Consider the following 15,960-nt stretch of genomic DNA (forward strand, 5'->3'; position numbering starts at 1 on the left):
AGATCCCACCATTGAAATACCTTGTCCCGGGCACTTTGGCCGGGCTGTTGCTTGCCTATACCGGCATCGGCTTTCTCGCCGTACCGGCAATCGTCAAGTCGCAGGCGGCCAGCCAGGCCTCGGAAAAACTGCATCGCCAGCTCAGCATTGAGGAAGTCTCGTTCAACCCCTTCACGCTGGCCGCTTCGGTGCGCGGCCTGAAAATGATGGAGCCGGACGGCAGCACGGTCTTTGCCAGCTTTGATCGCCTGGGTGCGGACCTGTCGTGGCAGTCCGTCAGCAAGATGGCGCCAGTCGTGCAGGAAGTCCGCCTGAGCAAGCCGTATGTGCACCTGGCGCGCAATGCCGATAACCGCTACAACATCGACGATATCCTGAAACTGATCGCTAGTCAGCCGCCGTCGCCGGAACCTGCGCGCTTCTCGGTCAATAACATCCAGCTTGAAGAGGGCAGCCTGTCTTTTGAGGACAAGCCGGCCGGCGTGACACACAAGGTGCAGGACCTGAAACTGGGCCTGCCATTTGTCTCTTCCTTGCCGGCCGACGTGACGATTTTCGTCGAGCCGCTGTTCAGCGCCAATATCAACGGTGCACCGCTGCTCTTGAAGGGTAAGGCGCGTCCGTTCGCGGAGCCGAAGGACTATGCGCTTGAACTGAAACTCGATAAGGTCGACCTGACCAACTACCTCGGCTACCTGCCGTTCAAACCGGGCTTCAAGCTGCCGTCGGCTCACCTGGAGGCGCAGCTTAACCTGACCGTGGTGCAGCCGAAGGAAAAACCGGCATCGCTGGTGCTGGGCGGGGCGGCTATGCTGTCGGGTGCGCAGTTGCAGCAGCTTGATGGCACGCAGGTGGCCAAGCTGGCTGCGCTGAAGGTCAAGCTGGGCAAACTGGACCTGCTGGCGCAGCGTTTCGAGGTCGCCAGGGTGGATATCGATGGGCTGGAACTGGATGTCAAACGCAGCAAGGAGGGAGTGCTGAACCTGGCCCAGCTGGTTCCAGCCGCAGCCCCGGATGCTGCGCCGGCAGCGGCGCCTGCGGCCAAGCCGGCCGGCGCTGGTCCGGTCGTGCTGCTGAAGGAATTGGCTGTCAACGGCGCGGCCTTGCGCTACGCCGATGAAACGCCGCAAGGCAACCTGCGCGCCGACCTGGCGAAATTCGGGCTGGTGGTGCAGGACATCGCCTTCGATGGCGGCAAGCACACGCTGGATATTGCATCCGTCACGTCCGGGAGTGCGGAAATCGACGTCCACCAGGGCAAGCTGGCGGAAAAGGCTGGCGGCGACAAGACGGCGGCCAAAGCGGCTGGCGAAGAGCCGATGCAGGTCAAGGTGGGCAAGCTGGAAATCAGCGAGTGGAACGCAAAGCTGCGTGAAGACCTGCGTGCAGAGCCGACTGTCTTCAAGCTGTCGCCGCTGGCGCTGACCGTCGAAGGCTACTCGAATGTGCCTGGTGCGTCTGCCGAGGTGGCGCTGAAAACCGCCGTCAATAAAGGCGAACTGGAACTCAAGGGCCAGTTGGCGCCTTCGCCGCTGAATGCGGAACTGGCGCTGGAGCTGAAGAATTTCGACCTGCTGCCTTTGCAGCCTTACGTCACCGATTACGTGAACCTGCGCCTGTTGCAGGCGGCCGTTTCCAGCAAGGCGCGGCTGCGCCTTGAAACGGGCAAGGACGGTGCGGTGGCTGGCGGCTTCAAAGGCGATGTCAGCGTGAATCGTCTTTCTACGGTCGACAAGTCCAGTTCGAATGATTTCCTGAGCTGGAAGTCGCTGGCATTTGGCGGCATGGATGTGAACTTCAAGCCGTTCACCCTGAACATTGAACGCGTTGCGCTGGACGACTTCTTCGCGCGCGTGATCATTGACCCGAACGGTCGCCTGAACGTGCAGGACGTGACGCGCAAGGAAGGCGAGGAGGGCAAGAGCCTGACCGAGGCTGGCGCCCGTGCGCAGGCAGTCAAGGATGCCAAGGCAAAGGCGAATGATGTGGCGCAGGCAGCAGCGCCGCCTGCCGCCGCGACACCAGCCCCGGCGCCAAAGGCGGCTCCTGCGAAGCCTGCGGAATCGCTGCCGCCGATCCGTATCGGCAAGGTGCAGCTTTCCGGCGGGCGCGTGCGCTTTACCGACAACTTCATCAAGCCGAACTACACGGCCAACCTGAAGGAACTGGGCGGCACTGTGAGTGGCCTGTCGTCGGATCCGGCGCACAGTGCGAATGTCGACTTGCGCGGCAACGTCAGCGGGGCGCCATTGCTGATCGCCGGCCGGGTGCATCCGCTGAAGCACGAGCTTTCGCTAGACCTGCGCGCCGAAGTGCGCGGCATGGAGCTGTCGCAGCTCTCGGCTTATGCCGATAAATACGTCGGCTACGGCATCGAAAAAGGCAAGATGACTTTCGAAGTTTCGTATGCGCTGGAAAACCGCCAGCTGAAGGCGGAAAACCGCCTGGTGCTTGACCAGCTCACCTTCGGCAAGGAGAGCACCAATCCGGACGCCACCAAGCTGCCGGTGAACCTGGCGGTGGCACTGCTTAGCGACCGCAATGGCGTGATCGACATTAACGTACCGATTGGCGGCTCGCTGGACGACCCGCAATTCTCGCTGGGCGGCATCATCCTCAAGGTGATCGGCAACGCCATCATGAAGACTGTCACTTCGCCATTTGCCCTGATCGGTTCCCTGTTTGGCGGCGGCGAGGAATTGTCGATGCTGGAGTTCGACCAGGGCCGTGCGGCATTGCTGCCGGCATCTGAAGGCAAGCTGAAATCGCTGGCCAAGGCGCTGACCGAGCGCCCCGCCTTGAAGCTCGATATTACCGGCCGCTTCGATGATGCTGCGGAACTGGAGGCGCTCAAACACGTGGCGCTGGAGCGCAAACTGCGCCAGCTCAAGACGCGCGAGCTGCAGGCACGCGGCGGCGCGCTGCCGGAAGGCGGGGTTGTGGTGACCGGCGAGGAGCGCGCGGCCTTGCTGGAGCGTGCCTACAAAGAAGAAAAATTCATTAAGCCGCGCAATGCGCTGGGTTTCGCCAAATCGCTGCCTGCGGAGGAAATGGAAAAGCTGATGCTGGCCAATATCAACCCTGACCAGGACGATTTCATCACCCTCGGCAACCGGCGCGCGCAAGCAGCCAAGGACTGGCTGGTGGGACAGGGCAAGGTGGCGCCGGAGCGCATCTTCCTGGTTGCGCCCAAGGCCGGCGCGGCTGCCCGCGTAGAGTTTGCCTTGCACTAGGAGCCATGTATGCCGATGCTGGAACTGGGTAGCGCGCAACTGCACTATGAGCTGATCGAAGGCGATCCGTGCCAGCCGTTACTGGTGTTCCTGCATGAGGGTCTTGGGTGCATCCGGATGTGGAAGGAGTTTCCGGAACGGCTTTGCGCTGCCACCGGTTGCGCAGGCCTGGTGTATGAGCGGCAGGGTTATGGCCGGTCCTCAGCGCAGCTTGCGCCGCGCGGCGTGCACTACCTGCACCAGTTTGCGCTGGCCGAACTGCCGGCAGTGATGGAGCGCCTGGCGCCTGGCCGCGAGCATATCGTGGTGGGCCACTCGGATGGCGGCAGCATTGCGCTGATCTATGCGGCGGGTCGGCCACCTGGCTTGTGCGGCGTAATCAGCGCTGCTGCACACGTGTTTGTCGAAGACATGACGATCGAGGGCATCCGGACCGTGCTGGCTGCCCACACTGCCGGCAAGATGCGCGCCTTGGCTCGCTATCACGGCGACAAGGCGGAGCAGGTGTTTGCTTCCTGGGCCGATACCTGGCTGGCGCCCTGGTTCAGGCAGTGGAATATCGAATACCTGCTGCCGGCGATCGCATGTCCTTTGCTGGCAATGCAGGGCAGCGACGACCATTACGGCTCCGGCGCGCAACTGGATGCCATCGAGCGGGGAACGCCCGGTGCCCGCCAGTTGCTGCTGCCAGGCTGCGGCCACAGTCCCCATATCGAGCAGCCAGGGGCCACTTTGCAGGCCATGGCCGCGTTCATCAATCCTTTGGCAAGCCAGGCGAAGGCTTCTGCGGCTTTGCGTGCTTGAGCATTGCCGCCAGCAAGTCGACATCTTCATCGCTTTCGGGCGCCGCAGCAGGGGCCTGCAGCTTGTGCGGTGCGCCAGCTGCCTTCGCAGGGCGCGGGTGTACCGTTATTGATCCTGCCGGCTTTGCCCCTGCCGGCGGCGCGGCTGCAAGCTCGCGATGCGGCATTGCCGCGTTCACGATGGTCGCGGCCTGCTGCGCGGCCGCCGTTGAGGGTGCGGGCGGCGTGAAAGCCGCGGGCGGCGCTCGGTATGCCGGCAATTCCGGCTGCCGTTCAGGTGCCGTTCCATGGCCCTGCAGCCAAGCCCAGGCCGCAGCGCACGTTGCCAGCAGCGTCGCCACTGCGGCAAGGTGCGCGCGCTGCGGTGCATCCCACCGGATCCACCGGCGTACCGGGGCCGGCACGCTGCCGCCGTTCGCCAGCCGCGCCAGGATGCGATGGCGATCATCCCGCAGCGCGGGGCCTGCAAACAAGTCGGGCCGCATGAGTCCTCCCAAAGCTTGATCTCGCTCGAGCCGTCCAATTGCGGGACGGCATAGGATTGAAGTGTCGCGCGCTGCATGCGCTTTCGTATTGATGGATCGCACCATGTTGCCATTTATCGTCGCGGGCATTTTCGTAGCGGCCAGCACTGCCGGCTGGCTGGTCCTGTTCCCTCCAAAACGCCGTCCCAGCCCACGCCAGCGTCGCATGCTGTTGATCGGCGCCGGAACTGCGCTGTTGGCCCTGGCTCCGCCGCTGCTGGTGCGCTTGCTGCGGCCACGCCAGATGGTGCCGGCTTTCGACGACAGCGCCCGCCCGGCCGACCGGCAGATCACGGCATTGCTGCAAGGCGAGCAACTGGTGCCGCCACCACCGTTGCCGCCGCTGGCTTTCGCCACTGCGGAAGTGGAGCTGCAGCGCCCCATGCTGTCGCAGGCTGACCGCGACTGGCAGCGCCTGGACCAGGATTTCGCGCGGCGCCTTCTACTGGTGTTCGGCGTGATGCGCGATCGCCATGGCTACGAGATGGTCCTGCTTGAAGGCTACCGCAGCCCCGAACGGCAGGACAGGCTGGCCGCGGCCGGCAGCCATGTCAGCAACGCCCGGGCATTCCAAAGCTTCCACCAGTTCGGGCTGGCCGCCGATTGCGCCTTTATCCGCGAGGGAAAGCTGGTCATCAGCGAACGCGATCCCTGGGCGATGCGCGGCTACCGGTTGTACGGCGAGGCCGCGGAAGCGGCGGGCATGATATGGGGCGGGCGCTGGACCATGATGGACTTTGGCCACACCGAATTGCGCACACGCGGCACCAGGGCTTGAGGAGGCTCAAGAAGGAGAGCAGCGCTTGATGGCAACATCGGCCAACCTGCCCCCCTTTTCCGGCCCATCATGCTGCAACGAACCTGGTACTTGCTCACCGACCGGCGCACCCTGAACATACTGGCCTTTGCTGTGGTGGCGGGGCTACTCTTCGTCGGCGCCGGACTTCTGCAGCTGGCCCTGGTGTGGGCGCTGGCCGGCGTCGCGGCATTGGCGGTGCTGGCGCTGACGGTTTGCGGCGTCCGCCGTTATCTTGCACGGCGGCGTGAAACAGAGCCGGCGCCGCCGGCGGAGGCGCGTGCCGAGGCCGACCTCGAAGCGGTTCGCAGCGCATTGCTGGAGGCGCTCGGCACGATCAGGAACTCGCGCCTCGGTCACGCAAGCGGCGCGCGCGCCTTGTACGAATTGCCCTGGTATATGGTGATCGGTAATCCGGCCGCGGGAAAAAGCAGCGCGATCACGCAGTCCGGCTTGCAGTTCCCGTTCGCCGACCAGAAAGCCATCCAGGGCGTTGGCGGCACGCGCCACTGCGACTGGTTCTTTACTGCGCAAGGCATCCTGCTCGATACTGCCGGCCGCTACGCGGTGCAAGCGGTTGACCGGGAGGAGTGGCATGGTTTCCTGGAATTGCTGAAGAAGCACCGGCCACGGGCGCCGATCAACGGCATCGTCATCGCGGTCAGCATCGCCGAGTTGCGCGGCGACGAGACCGAGCCGGTACTGCAGCTTGCGCGCAGCCTGCGCCAGCGGGTGCAGGACCTGATCGAAAAGCTGGAAGTCTTCGCGCCAGTGTATGTCATGTTCACCAAAGCCGACCTGGTAGCCGGCTTTGCCGATTTTTTCGCGGATGCGGACGCGCCGGAACGCGAACGGCCCTGGGGCGCCACCATGCCGTTCAAGCAGAAGGTCGGCTGCGGCGACATGCTGGCGTTCTTCGAACAGAGCTTCGATGAGTTGTGCCAAGGGTTGCGCGAGATGGGAATCGCCAGCATGACCCAGCGGCGGCGCGAACTGGTGCCCGCTGGCGTGCATACCTTCCCGCTGGAGTTCGCAGCCCTGCGTGCGCCGTTGATGGCTTTCCTGGCCACGCTGTTCGAGGACAACCCCTTCCAGTTCCGCCCTTTGTTCCGCGGCTATTACTTCACCAGTGCCCTGCAGGAAGGACAGCCGCTGTGCGCGCAGTCGCTGCGGGTGGCCCAGCGCTTCGGCCTGGCGCTGCCGGCAGATGCTGCGCCGCGCACTGGGAGCGGGGCGGGATATTTCCTGCCACGGCTTTTCCGTGAAGTGATCTTCGCCGACAAGGATCTGGTTTCCCAATATGCGACACGCAAGCAGCGGCTGCTGCGCAATGGCGGCTTTACAGCTGCGATCCTGCTTCTCGGTGCAGCCCTGGGCGCCTGGACCTGGTCGTATTCGGGCAATGCGCAACTGGTCGCCAATGCGGCGGCCGACCTGGACAAGGCCGTCAAGATGCAGGCGCAGAGCCCGGACCTGCAATCGCGCCTGGAAGCGCTGCAGCTGCTGCAGGACCGCATCGAGCAACTGGATACGCTGGAGCGCGAATCGCCCTGGCTGCTGGGTATGGGGCTGTACCAGGGCGATGCGCTGGGCCGCAAGCTGCGCAGCGAGTATTTCAAAGGTATGGGTGAGATCCTGCTCAAGCCTGTTGCGGCCAGCCTGGAAACGCAATTGTTCGCCCTGGGCCAGCGCGAGGCGGGCAACGTCGAGGATTCCTATAATGCGCTGAAAACCTACCTGATGCTGGCGGATAAGTCGCATGCGGAAACTGGCCACCTGGGCGACCAGCTTACGCGCCATTGGCGCAGCTGGCTGGAGACCAATCGTGGCGCCATGCCGCGCGAACAGTTGTTGCGCAGCGCGGAAGGCTTGCTGGCATTTTACCTGTCGCAGTTGAACGATCCGGCCTGGCCGCGCATTGAAGCCCGGCTGGCGATGGTCGATACGGCGCGCGGCCAGTTGCGGCAAGTAGTGCGCGGCATGACCGCCCGCGAGCGCGTCTATGCCGAAATCAAGGCGCGCGCCAGTACCCGCTATCCCGCGATGACGGTGGCACGCATAGTCGGCGCACAGGATCGGGAGCTGGTGCAGGGCAGCCACGCCGTATCTGGCGCGTTTACACGCGAAGCGTGGGAGGGTTATGTCCGGCCTGCGATCCGCGAGGCGGCCAACAGCGCGCTGCAGTCGAGCGATTGGGTGCTGAAAACAGCGGAGCGCACCGACCTGACGCTGGAGGGCAGTCCCGAGCAGGTGCAGAAGGCGCTGACCGAAAGCTATAAGTCCGAATATGCAAAGGAGTGGCAAGCATTCCTGCAGGGCGTCGTGATTGCGCGCATGCCCGACTTTCCGCACACGGTCGAGGCCATGAACCGCCTGGGCGACCCGGCCATTTCCCCGCTGCTGAAAGTGTGGAACACGGTGGCGGCGCAAACCAGCTGGGACAGCCCGGGGCTTGCGGCGGCCGGCGTGCAACAGGCGGAGCAGGGATTGGCGCACTGGTTCAAGGCGCGGCTGTTCGAGCGCGCGCCGGCGGCGGGAGCCGTGGCGGCTGCGCTGCCGCAAGCCGGGGCGCTGGGGCGCGAGTTCGCTCCGGTGGCTGGATTGCTGGCAGCGCGCGACAAGGATGGATCGCTGATGCGGACTTACCTCGAGCACCTTTCGCGGCTGCGCGCGCGCCTGAACGGCATCGGCAACCAGGGCGACCCCGGTCCAGGTGCCCGGCAACTGATGCAGCAAACTCTCGAAGGCCAGGGTTCCGAGCTGTCCGAGGCTCTGCGCCACGTCGACGAACAGATGATGGCGGGGCTGGACGATGCGCAAAAGCAGGCTATCCGGCCGCTTCTGGTACGACCGTTGATCCAGGTCTTTGCCGGGCTGCTGGCGCCGGCGGAGGCCGAGATCAACAAGACCTGGCAGGCGCAAGTCTACCAGCCTTTCAACCGCACGCTCGCTGGCAAGTTCCCGTTTGCGCCGGCTGGCAGCGCGGAAGCAAGCCAGGCGGAGATTGGCCAGGTATTCGGGCCGGAGGGAGCGATTGCGAAGTTTGTCGGCAACTCCCTGGGGGCGCTGGTAGTGCGGCGCGGCGATGTGCTGGCGCCCAGGACCTGGGCCGATATCGGCATCGGCCTCTCGCCGCAGACCTTGCAGCGCTTTCCGGCCTGGATGGCGCCATTGGCGGCGGGCGGCGTGGCATCGGCTACGCAGACCTTATTCCAGCTCCTGCCGCATGCCGCCAGCGGCCTGGCGGAGTACTCGATTGAGATCGACGGCCAGCTGCTGCGCTTTCGCAACAGCGCGCCGCAATGGGTGAACATGGTCTACCCGGGACCGCAGGGCAGCAGCGGCGTGCGAATCAGTGGCGTCACGCCGGAAGGCAAGGTCGTGGAGCTGTTCGGCGAGAGCGGGGCAGCGGGGCTGCGCAAGATGATCGATTCCGCCTCCCGTACGCGCAAAGAGGAGGGCGTGCATGAACTGCGCTGGAGCAGTGGCGCTGTCGCGGTGTCGGTGGACCTGCGCATCACCAGCGCGCCGGGGAGCGCCCAGGGCGACGGCGGTTTTCGCGGCATGCGCTTACCTGAGACCGTGGCCGGCAAAGGGAGCGCGCCATGAACGCCCCGTCGCAGCGCATCGCCTATTTCGGCAAGCTGCCGGGATGCGGTGATTTCGTGCGCTCGCCAGGCGACCAGGTGTTGGTGGAATTGATGGACCAATGGCTGGCGGCCGTCATGCAGCGCCTTGCCGCCAATCCGCGCTGGCGCCAGCATTACGACGCTTGCCCGCCGCTGGACTTCGCGTTTATCGGCACGCGTTCGCGCCAGGTGGTCTGCGGGCACCTGCTGGCGAGCCGGGATCAGTCGGCTCGCCGCTTCCCGTTCACCTGCATGGCCGTGCACCACGTCGCGCAAGCGCGTGAGTTCCTTCCATTGAGTCCGCTGGCGCTGGCGCCGGCCTGGGAAGGCCTGGCTAGCGCGGCAGGCGCGGCAACTGCCGCTGTGCGGCCGGTCGATGGACTGCGCCCGGTGCCTCTAAGCGGCGCCGGGCTGGCGGCGGCGGCCCTGGCGGACTACATGGCCGGCTCCTGCCTGGCCAGCCTGCAAGGCTCGCTGGCCGGGCCGTGCGGGAGCACATCGGCGCGGCACCTGCTGCTGGCACTGGGACTGCTATTGTCGCCGCTGCGCGAACGCGTTCCGGTCACCTCGCGCTGCCTGGCCTTGCCATTGCCGCGCGAAGCGGTCCTGAGGGCGCCGGTTGCGGCTTTCTGGATGTCGCTCGCGGCGCCGCTGCTGGCATGCCAGGACCTGGAGATTGCCATGTTCCATGCGACGCTCGCCGGACAGCCTTCGCTGGTACTGGGACTGGACGGCGCGAACCCGGCCAGCCTGTTCTCTGTAATCGACCCCGATGCTGCCCGGGAAGGCATGGTGGCCCTTGGCGACTGCGCCTGGGCGGAAGGCGCAGTGCATGGCGACGCACCGTTGCAGCGCCTGGCGGCTTGCCTGGAGCAGGGGCAGCTTGGCCTGCCGACGGCCGTTCAACTGTTCCATGAGACTTTCTGCTGACAAAGGAGGCTGCCATGCATAAGCTGGCCCTGGTTTTCTACCTGGCCTGGATGCCGCCTGCCGCGCAGACTGCACCGGTCGTCGTGGCCGGCACGGTGCCGGACGAAGCGACCAAGGCCGCCATCCTGCAACGGGCGCGCGCCTTGTATGGCGCCGCCCGCGTGGTAGACCAGATGGCGATCGGCAGCGTGGTGGCGCCGCCCAACTGGAGCGCGCATATGCAAAAGCTGCTGGCGGAGCCGCTGATGCAGGTGACCCAGGGCCAGTTGACGGTCGAAGGCAACCGGGTGGGGATCCGCGGCGATGTTGCGAACGAGGCGCTGCGGCAGCAGGTGGCCAGCGAACTGGCAAACAGCCTCAATCCCACTTACACCATCAGCAACGGCTTGCGCGTCAACGCCCCGGCGCAAAAGGTGCTCGACACCGTGCTGGCGCGTCGCATCATCGAGTTCGAAAGCGGGCAGGCGGTGCTGCGTCCTTCGGGGATGCTGATCCTGGATGAAATGGCGGCAGCGCTGGGACAGATTGGCGGGCGCAAGGTGGAAGTAATCGGCCATACCGACAACACCGGCACGCGCGAAGCCAACCTGGCGCTCAGCCTGGCTCGCGCCGGCGCAGTGCGCAGCTATCTTGCGGCCAAAGGCATTGCCGCCGCCAGCATTGCGGTGGCGGGTGCGGGCCCGGACCAGCCGTTGGCAGATAACGCCAGCGCCGAGGGGCGCGCCCGCAACCGGCGCATCGAATTCCGGGTCGCGGACTAGGGCAGCGTCATTGTCAAGGTGGCTGGACGCGGGGGCTGCTTGACCACGTCCTGGTAGGCTGCCAGCGTGGCGCTGGTCGAACTGGCGAGCGAATAGCGCATGGCGCCGAACGAGGCCAGCGCCGTCAGCGCGAACACGCCGCCGCTGATCCACAGTGGCGCGTTGCTTTGCAGCTTGTGCGAGATATTGTCAGGCCGCGCTGAGCGCGGGGCAAAGCCGTGGTCTTTGCCGCGCAGGTGGGCTATCTCCTCGCCCAGGCGCGCAGTGAGGCAGGAAAGACGGTCGGCATCATCCAATGCATAGCGTCCCTTGAAGCCGAGCAGCAGGCACATATGGAATACCTGCAGCGCCTGCAGCCTGGCGCTGCCCTTCAGGCGTAGCTGCTCAAGCTTGTCGAAGAAGTGTTCGCCCGCCAGCTGGTCGCCAAACAGGAGCAATTGCAATGGACGTCGCTCCCAGGCATCGCGCAAGGGAAAAGTGGATGCGAGTATGGTTTCGTCCAGGGCGGCGCAGAAGGCGTACTTGGCGCTCTCGATATCATCGGCTGCGATGTGCAGGTCGCGCGCCTGGCTGCCCAAATCTTCCAGGAAGCTGCGGATGGCGCCGGCGAATTGCGCTTCACCTGGAGGCGCACCGCCATGGCGCAGCAGGGAAAGCATGTGGAAGCCTTCGTGCATCAAGTCCACCAGTGCCGGGACGCGTTGTTGCGGCGGCGCGGCGCGCCGCTCGATGAAATGGTTCATGCGGCCACCACCAGCAATTCCAGCCTCAATTCCTTGAGCCCTGCTGGAACATAAATGGAAATGGATTGCGCCTTGAGCATCTGCTCATAAAGTACGCCACGGTTCTCAAGCGTGAAGTAGCAGGTGTCCGGGCGCACCGGGATGGCGGAAGGCACCTGCGGGGCGTGCACCAGCTTCACGCCTGGCATGGCCGACAGCACGCATTGCTCGACGTCGTCCGGTGCGCCGGCCTTGACGCGCAAGGGCACTGCTTCGACCAATTCCAGCACCGGTATGGCCGCAGCGATGGCAAGGTAAAGGTTGGCGCCGGCGCCGATCTTGCCTGAATCGAGCTTGCCAATGTGATAGCCGGGTTTTTCTTCGCGCAGGGAGACGGCGAAATAGCGCGCCGAAATCACGGTATCGAGGAGTTCGCGGATCAAGCCATCGAGCTGCAGGAAGGCCGGGCCGGGGGCCGCGTGGTCGTAGCAGGGCAGGTTGCCGAGGTGGGCCAGGCGCGAATACGTCATCAGGCCACCCGCCAGGCCGAGCATGGCCTGGTACAGGCGCTCCGGATGAAGCGCGGGATGGCGCAGCAGGTGCAGCAAGGTCGCTGCCGAAGTGGAGACCGTGTGCAGCAGCCAGAATGAGGAGACGTCGCCGCCGCGGAATTCGATGACGTTGCGGCTTGGCTCGCGCATATGGCCTTGCAAAGCGTTGATCTTGGCCTGCAGCGCATCCATCAGCTGGTCCAGCAGGAGCTTGAGGCGTGGCGTAGCGCTGATGGAAAGGGAAGGCGGCATGAACGAGGGCTCGATCTCGAAGCTGCCCGACACGACGCGGCGCAGCCGCAGCAGGGGAAAGCTGTCATAAGCGCCGCGCGGTTCCAGTTCCGATACCAGGCGTACTTGCTTGCGCAGGTAGGTCAGACCGGCCGGCAAGGCGTCGCTGAACAAGTCTTCCGTCTCGCGCTGCGCCTGCTGGAAGCGGTCCGATTCCTGCGACGGCAGCGCGGCGTGATAGCAGATTTCCTGTACCTCCGCCGGCAAAGTGGTGAGGTCGATGGCCGTCGGCAGCGGGTCGCTGGCGGGCGCGTCGAACAACTCGCCTTCGCGAAAAATTGCGCGCAAGGCGAGTACGCGCAGTTTGCCGTTTGCCAGCGCTGCCGTATCCCACTCGACAGATTGCACGCCCCACAGCATTGGCTGGGCCGCCAGCACGGTCGCGTGCATGCGCGCCTCGTGATAGCGGTCCTGCTGCTGGAAGTGTTGCGGACGCAGGAACAGGCCTTCGCTCCAAAGGATCTTCGCAGGTAAAGTCATGCCGGCCTCCTTGGTTGAAGTATCCATTAAAACCGGCGCCGTGCAGCAGGCGTTTGCGCGGGCGCAAACTGCGGCGCGGCGATGTCGGCGGCCTTTGAGACAACGCAATGGCGAGCTCGCGCATCGATTCAATAATGGCCTTCACTTTGCGGAAGGAGAGAGCGATGCGCAAACTATTGACCGCAGGACTGATTGGCGCGGCCACGCTGGCCGGATGCGCCGTAGAGGTGCCGCTGCAAGGCAGCGAACGGGCCGGCCGCCAGACGCTGGAGAAGATGCTGGCGGAAGCCGACCGCGCCGCAGCAGCGGGCCAGAACGAGAAGTCGCAGGCGGCGCTGAAGGCCGCTGCCGCAAGCTACCCTTCCGCAAAGGCGCCCTGGCTGCAACTGGCGCAGATGCGTTTTGAACGTGGCAATTACAGTGAGGCCATTGTGCAGGCGCAGGAGGCGCTGCAGCGCGATCCGGCCGACAAGCAGGCCCTCAGCATCATCGCCGTCAGCGGCCTGCGCCTGGCGACGCGCAGCCTGGCGGATCTGAACCAGCAAAGCGGCCTTGGTGGATCGGTGCGCAGCGAAGCGCAGGAACTGGCGCGCACGCTGCGCAACACGCTCGGCGAGGAGGTGCTTGTTCCGGTAGCCGGCTCGCGCCAGCTGAAAAAGACTGCGCCGCCGATCAAGCTGCCAGCATCGCGCACGTCGCCTAACCCATCCACCGCTGCCGATCCTTTCGGCGCCCTCAAATAAGGAGCCAGCCATGGCCAATCGCGACAGCGTGCAGAAGCGCCTGACCAAGGTCCGTCCGCCCCGGGTGCAGATGACCTATGACGTGGAAGTCGGCGGCGACACGGAAAACAAGGAGCTGCCCTTTGTAGTGGGCGTGCTGGGCGACTTTGGCGGCAATCCCGACTCCCCGCAGAAGCGCCTGAAGGAGCGCAACTTCGTCAACATCGACAGCAGCAACTTCGACGAAGTGCTGGCCGGAGTGAACCCCGTGCTGAGTTTCCAGGTGCCGGACCGGCTGGGCGGGGACGGGGAATTTCCGGTAGAGCTGCGCTTCGGATCGATGCAGGACTTCAGGCCGGAGGCCATCGTGCGCCAGGTCGGCCCGCTGGAGAAGCTGCTGCAAGCGCGCAGCAAGCTGGCCGACCTGCGCAACAAGCTGGCAGGCAACGACCGGCTGGAAGACCTGCTGACCGAGGTGCTGCAAAACACGGAAAACCTGGCGGCCATTGTGCCCAAGGAGGATTGAATGAGCGCGCAATTGAAGCCTGCAACGGCGGCCGCGATTGAAGACGCCGACCTGCTGGACCGCATTGTCGAGGAAAGCAAGGTGGCCAAATCCAGCAGCGAGCATGAACGGGCGCGCGACATCATCGGCGAACTGGCGCGGCAAGTGATGACCGGCACCGTGCATATGTCGCATAGCCTGTCGGCCACCATCGACGCCCGCCTGGCGGAGCTGGACCGCATGATCTCGGACCAGCTCAGCGCCATCATGCATGCGCCCCAATTCCAGAAGCTCGAGCAAAGCTGGACCGGGCTGCATTACCTGGTGCGCAGCACGGCCACCGGGCCGGCGCTGAAGATCCGCCTGCTCAACGCCACCAAGCGCGAGCTGGTTCGCGACTTCCAGAGCGCGCTGGATTTCGACCAGAGCACCATCTTCAAGAAAGTCTACGAGGAGGAATTCGGCACATTCGGCGGTTCACCGTATGCGGCGCTGCTTGGGGACTTCGAGATCTCGCGCCAGCCCGAGGACATCTATTTCATCGAGCAGATGTCGCACCTCGCTGCTGCTGCGCACGCGCCCTTCATCAGCGCCGCCTCGCCCGAACTGTTCGGGCTGGAGAGCTACGGCGACCTTGGCAAGCCGCGCGACCTGGCCAAGGTGTTCGATACCGTGGAATACGCCAAGTGGAAGGCCTTCCGGGAATCGGAAGACGCGCGCTACGTAGGCTTGACGCTGCCGCGCTTCCTGGGCCGCCTGCCGTTCAACCCGCTCGACGGCACCACGGTGGAGGGCTTCAATTTCGTGGAAGACGTGGATGGTCGCGACCACCACAAGTACCTGTGGTGCAATGCCGCTTACGCGTTCGGGGCGCGCCTGACCAAGGCGCACGAGGAATTCGGCTGGTGTGCCGCCATTCGCGGAGTGGAGGGCGGCGGCCTGGTGGACGACCTGCCGACGCATACCTTCAAGACCGGCGAAGGCGAGGTGGCGCTGAAATGCCCGACCGAGGTGGCCATCACCGACCGCCGCGAAAAGGAACTCAGTGAGCTCGGCTTCATTTCCCTGGTCCACTGCAAGAACACCGCCTATGCAGCATTTTTCGGCGCGCAGTCGGCGCAGAAGGCCGTGCGCTACAGCTCCGGCGCAGCCAACGCCAATGCCGTGCTGTCGTCGCAATTGCAGTACATCTTCGCCGTGTCGCGCATTGCGCACTACATGAAGGCCATGATGCGCGACAAGATCGGCAGCTTCGCCGCCGCGTCCAGCGTGGAAGACTTCCTCAATCGCTGGCTGATGAAGTACGTGCTGCTGGACGATAACGCCAGCCAGGAACAGAAGGCCCAGTTCCCGCTGCGCGAAGCCTCGGTGCAGGTCAGCGAAGTGCCGGGGCGGCCCGGCGTATTTCGCGCCGTCAGCTTCCTGCGCCCCCATTTCCAGCTCGACGAGCTGACCGTTTCCCTTCGCCTCGTGGCGGAGCTGCCGCAAACCACCAACCACTGAGAAGGAGTATTGCGATGGCCATTGACGTGTACCTGCAAATCGAAGGCATCAAGGGCGAGTCGACCGATGAGCGCCATAAGGACTGGATCGAATGCAAATCGGTCAGTTGGGCGGTGGAGCAGCCGCGTTCCGCCACCTCATCCACCGGCGGCGGCCATACGGCCGAGCGCTGCGAGCATCGCGACGTGGTGATCACCAAGCTGGCCGACCTGGCTTCGCCGATCCTGCTGCAAACCTGCTCCGCCGGCCGTACCATCCCCAAGGCCAAGCTGGAGTTCATGCGCGCCGATGCGCAAGGGGAGCGGGTCAAGTACTTCGAAATCGAACTCGATAACGTGCTGATTGGCGCGGTTTCCCCTTCGGTCGGGGAAGGCGAGATCCTGACCGAAGAAGTGGGCTTCAAGTTCTCGAAAGTGCGCTGGAAGTACACGCAGCAGCGCATTTCGGGCGGCATGGGCGGCAATACGTCCGGCGGCTGGGACCTGGCCAGCAACCGCGTCGCATGATTCT

13 protein-coding genes are annotated in these 15,960 nt (G+C 64.8%); 10 read left to right on the plus strand and 3 right to left on the minus strand.

The window, feature by feature from the left end; all coding sequences use genetic code 11:
• Positions 1-11: 11 nt before the first annotated feature.
• Together ASE26_RS02435 and ASE26_RS02440 are read left to right on the plus strand one after the other, a co-directional pair.
• Entirely contained in the window at positions 12-3,233 is a 3,222-nt protein-coding gene (locus ASE26_RS02435; protein WP_162259158.1) for a DUF748 domain-containing protein, read from the plus strand.
• Between the two features lie 9 nt (positions 3,234-3,242).
• Positions 3,243-4,037 carry an alpha/beta fold hydrolase gene (locus tag ASE26_RS02440; protein ID WP_057245529.1) on the plus strand — a complete coding sequence of 265 codons (795 nt, stop codon included), beginning with the start codon at positions 3,243-3,245 and terminating at the stop codon, positions 4,035-4,037.
• Here ASE26_RS02440 and ASE26_RS02445 read toward each other — a convergent pair.
• Positions 3,988-4,521, minus strand: a complete 534-nt coding sequence (locus ASE26_RS02445; protein WP_057245530.1) for a hypothetical protein — start codon at positions 4,519-4,521, stop codon at positions 3,988-3,990. The two genes, ASE26_RS02440 and ASE26_RS02445, sit on opposite strands and share 50 nt — an antisense overlap.
• A 103-nt stretch (positions 4,522-4,624) precedes the next feature.
• On the opposite strand from ASE26_RS02445, the gene ASE26_RS02450 reads away from it, so the two are divergent.
• The 4 genes from ASE26_RS02450 to ASE26_RS02465 all read left to right on the plus strand — a co-directional run bounded on the left by ASE26_RS02450 (position 4,625) and on the right by ASE26_RS02465 (position 10,676).
• A complete protein-coding gene (locus ASE26_RS02450) occupies positions 4,625-5,338 on the plus strand; it encodes a M15 family metallopeptidase (RefSeq protein WP_055936376.1) in 714 nt (237 codons plus the stop codon).
• 69 nt (positions 5,339-5,407) lie between these two features.
• Positions 5,408-8,965, plus strand: a complete 3,558-nt coding sequence (gene tssM, locus ASE26_RS02455) for a type VI secretion system membrane subunit TssM (protein WP_057245531.1) — start codon at positions 5,408-5,410, stop codon at positions 8,963-8,965.
• The gene (gene tagF / locus ASE26_RS02460) at positions 8,962-9,915 is read left to right on the plus strand and encodes a type VI secretion system-associated protein TagF (RefSeq protein ID WP_055935459.1); all 954 of its coding nucleotides are present in this window, start codon (positions 8,962-8,964) and stop codon (positions 9,913-9,915) included. The genes tssM and tagF overlap by 4 nt, the downstream gene beginning before the upstream one ends.
• Before the next feature lie 14 nt (positions 9,916-9,929).
• A complete protein-coding gene (locus ASE26_RS02465) occupies positions 9,930-10,676 on the plus strand; it encodes an OmpA family protein (protein WP_082507523.1) in 747 nt (248 codons plus the stop codon).
• Here ASE26_RS02465 and icmH read toward each other — a convergent pair.
• A complete protein-coding gene (icmH, locus tag ASE26_RS02470; protein ID WP_055935460.1) occupies positions 10,673-11,419 on the minus strand; it encodes a type IVB secretion system protein IcmH/DotU in 747 nt (248 codons plus the stop codon). The two genes, ASE26_RS02465 and icmH, sit on opposite strands and share 4 nt — an antisense overlap.
• Positions 11,416-12,720: a type VI secretion system baseplate subunit TssK gene (gene tssK / locus ASE26_RS02475; RefSeq protein ID WP_057245562.1), complete on the minus strand. Its 1,305-nt coding sequence runs from the start codon at positions 12,718-12,720 to the stop codon at positions 11,416-11,418. Before tssK ends, icmH begins: the two co-directional genes overlap by 4 nt.
• A gap of 164 nt (positions 12,721-12,884) precedes the next feature.
• Between tssK and ASE26_RS02480 the strand changes: the two genes are divergently transcribed.
• From ASE26_RS02480 to ASE26_RS02495, 4 genes are read left to right on the plus strand one after another with little or no spacing between them, the layout of a single operon-like run.
• A complete protein-coding gene (locus ASE26_RS02480; protein ID WP_055935462.1) occupies positions 12,885-13,463 on the plus strand; it encodes a M48 family metallopeptidase in 579 nt (192 codons plus the stop codon).
• Positions 13,464-13,473: 10 nt separating this feature from the next.
• A complete protein-coding gene (gene tssB / locus ASE26_RS02485; protein WP_055935464.1) occupies positions 13,474-13,968 on the plus strand; it encodes a type VI secretion system contractile sheath small subunit in 495 nt (164 codons plus the stop codon).
• On the plus strand, positions 13,969-15,450 hold the full coding sequence (gene tssC, locus ASE26_RS02490; protein WP_057245532.1) for a type VI secretion system contractile sheath large subunit: 1,482 nt from the start codon (positions 13,969-13,971) through the stop codon (positions 15,448-15,450). It begins immediately after the preceding gene.
• A 14-nt stretch (positions 15,451-15,464) separates the two neighbouring features.
• Entirely contained in the window at positions 15,465-15,956 is a 492-nt protein-coding gene (locus tag ASE26_RS02495) for a type VI secretion system tube protein Hcp (RefSeq protein WP_055935467.1), read from the plus strand.
• The last annotated feature ends 4 nt before the right edge of the window (positions 15,957-15,960 follow it).

The organism is Duganella sp. Root198D2 (assembly GCF_001428585.1).
In the GTDB taxonomy this organism is placed as follows: Bacteria; Pseudomonadota; Gammaproteobacteria; order Burkholderiales; family Burkholderiaceae_D; genus Rugamonas.

Coding starts and splice junctions, on each gene's coding strand:
- ASE26_RS02440 (WP_057245529.1), top strand. CDS start 3,243: ATGCCGATGCTGGAACTGGGTAGCGCGCAACTGCACTATGAGCTGATC.
- ASE26_RS02445 (WP_057245530.1), bottom strand. CDS start 4,521: ATGCGGCCCGACTTGTTTGCAGGCCCCGCGCTGCGGGATGATCGCCAT.
- ASE26_RS02450 (WP_055936376.1), top strand. CDS start 4,625: ATGTTGCCATTTATCGTCGCGGGCATTTTCGTAGCGGCCAGCACTGCC.
- tssM (WP_057245531.1), top strand. CDS start 5,408: ATGCTGCAACGAACCTGGTACTTGCTCACCGACCGGCGCACCCTGAAC.
- tagF (WP_055935459.1), top strand. CDS start 8,962: ATGAACGCCCCGTCGCAGCGCATCGCCTATTTCGGCAAGCTGCCGGGA.
- ASE26_RS02465 (WP_082507523.1), top strand. CDS start 9,930: ATGCATAAGCTGGCCCTGGTTTTCTACCTGGCCTGGATGCCGCCTGCC.
- icmH (WP_055935460.1), bottom strand. CDS start 11,419: ATGAACCATTTCATCGAGCGGCGCGCCGCGCCGCCGCAACAACGCGTC.
- tssK (WP_057245562.1), bottom strand. CDS start 12,720: ATGACTTTACCTGCGAAGATCCTTTGGAGCGAAGGCCTGTTCCTGCGT.
- ASE26_RS02480 (WP_055935462.1), top strand. CDS start 12,885: ATGCGCAAACTATTGACCGCAGGACTGATTGGCGCGGCCACGCTGGCC.
- tssB (WP_055935464.1), top strand. CDS start 13,474: ATGGCCAATCGCGACAGCGTGCAGAAGCGCCTGACCAAGGTCCGTCCG.
- tssC (WP_057245532.1), top strand. CDS start 13,969: ATGAGCGCGCAATTGAAGCCTGCAACGGCGGCCGCGATTGAAGACGCC.
- ASE26_RS02495 (WP_055935467.1), top strand. CDS start 15,465: ATGGCCATTGACGTGTACCTGCAAATCGAAGGCATCAAGGGCGAGTCG.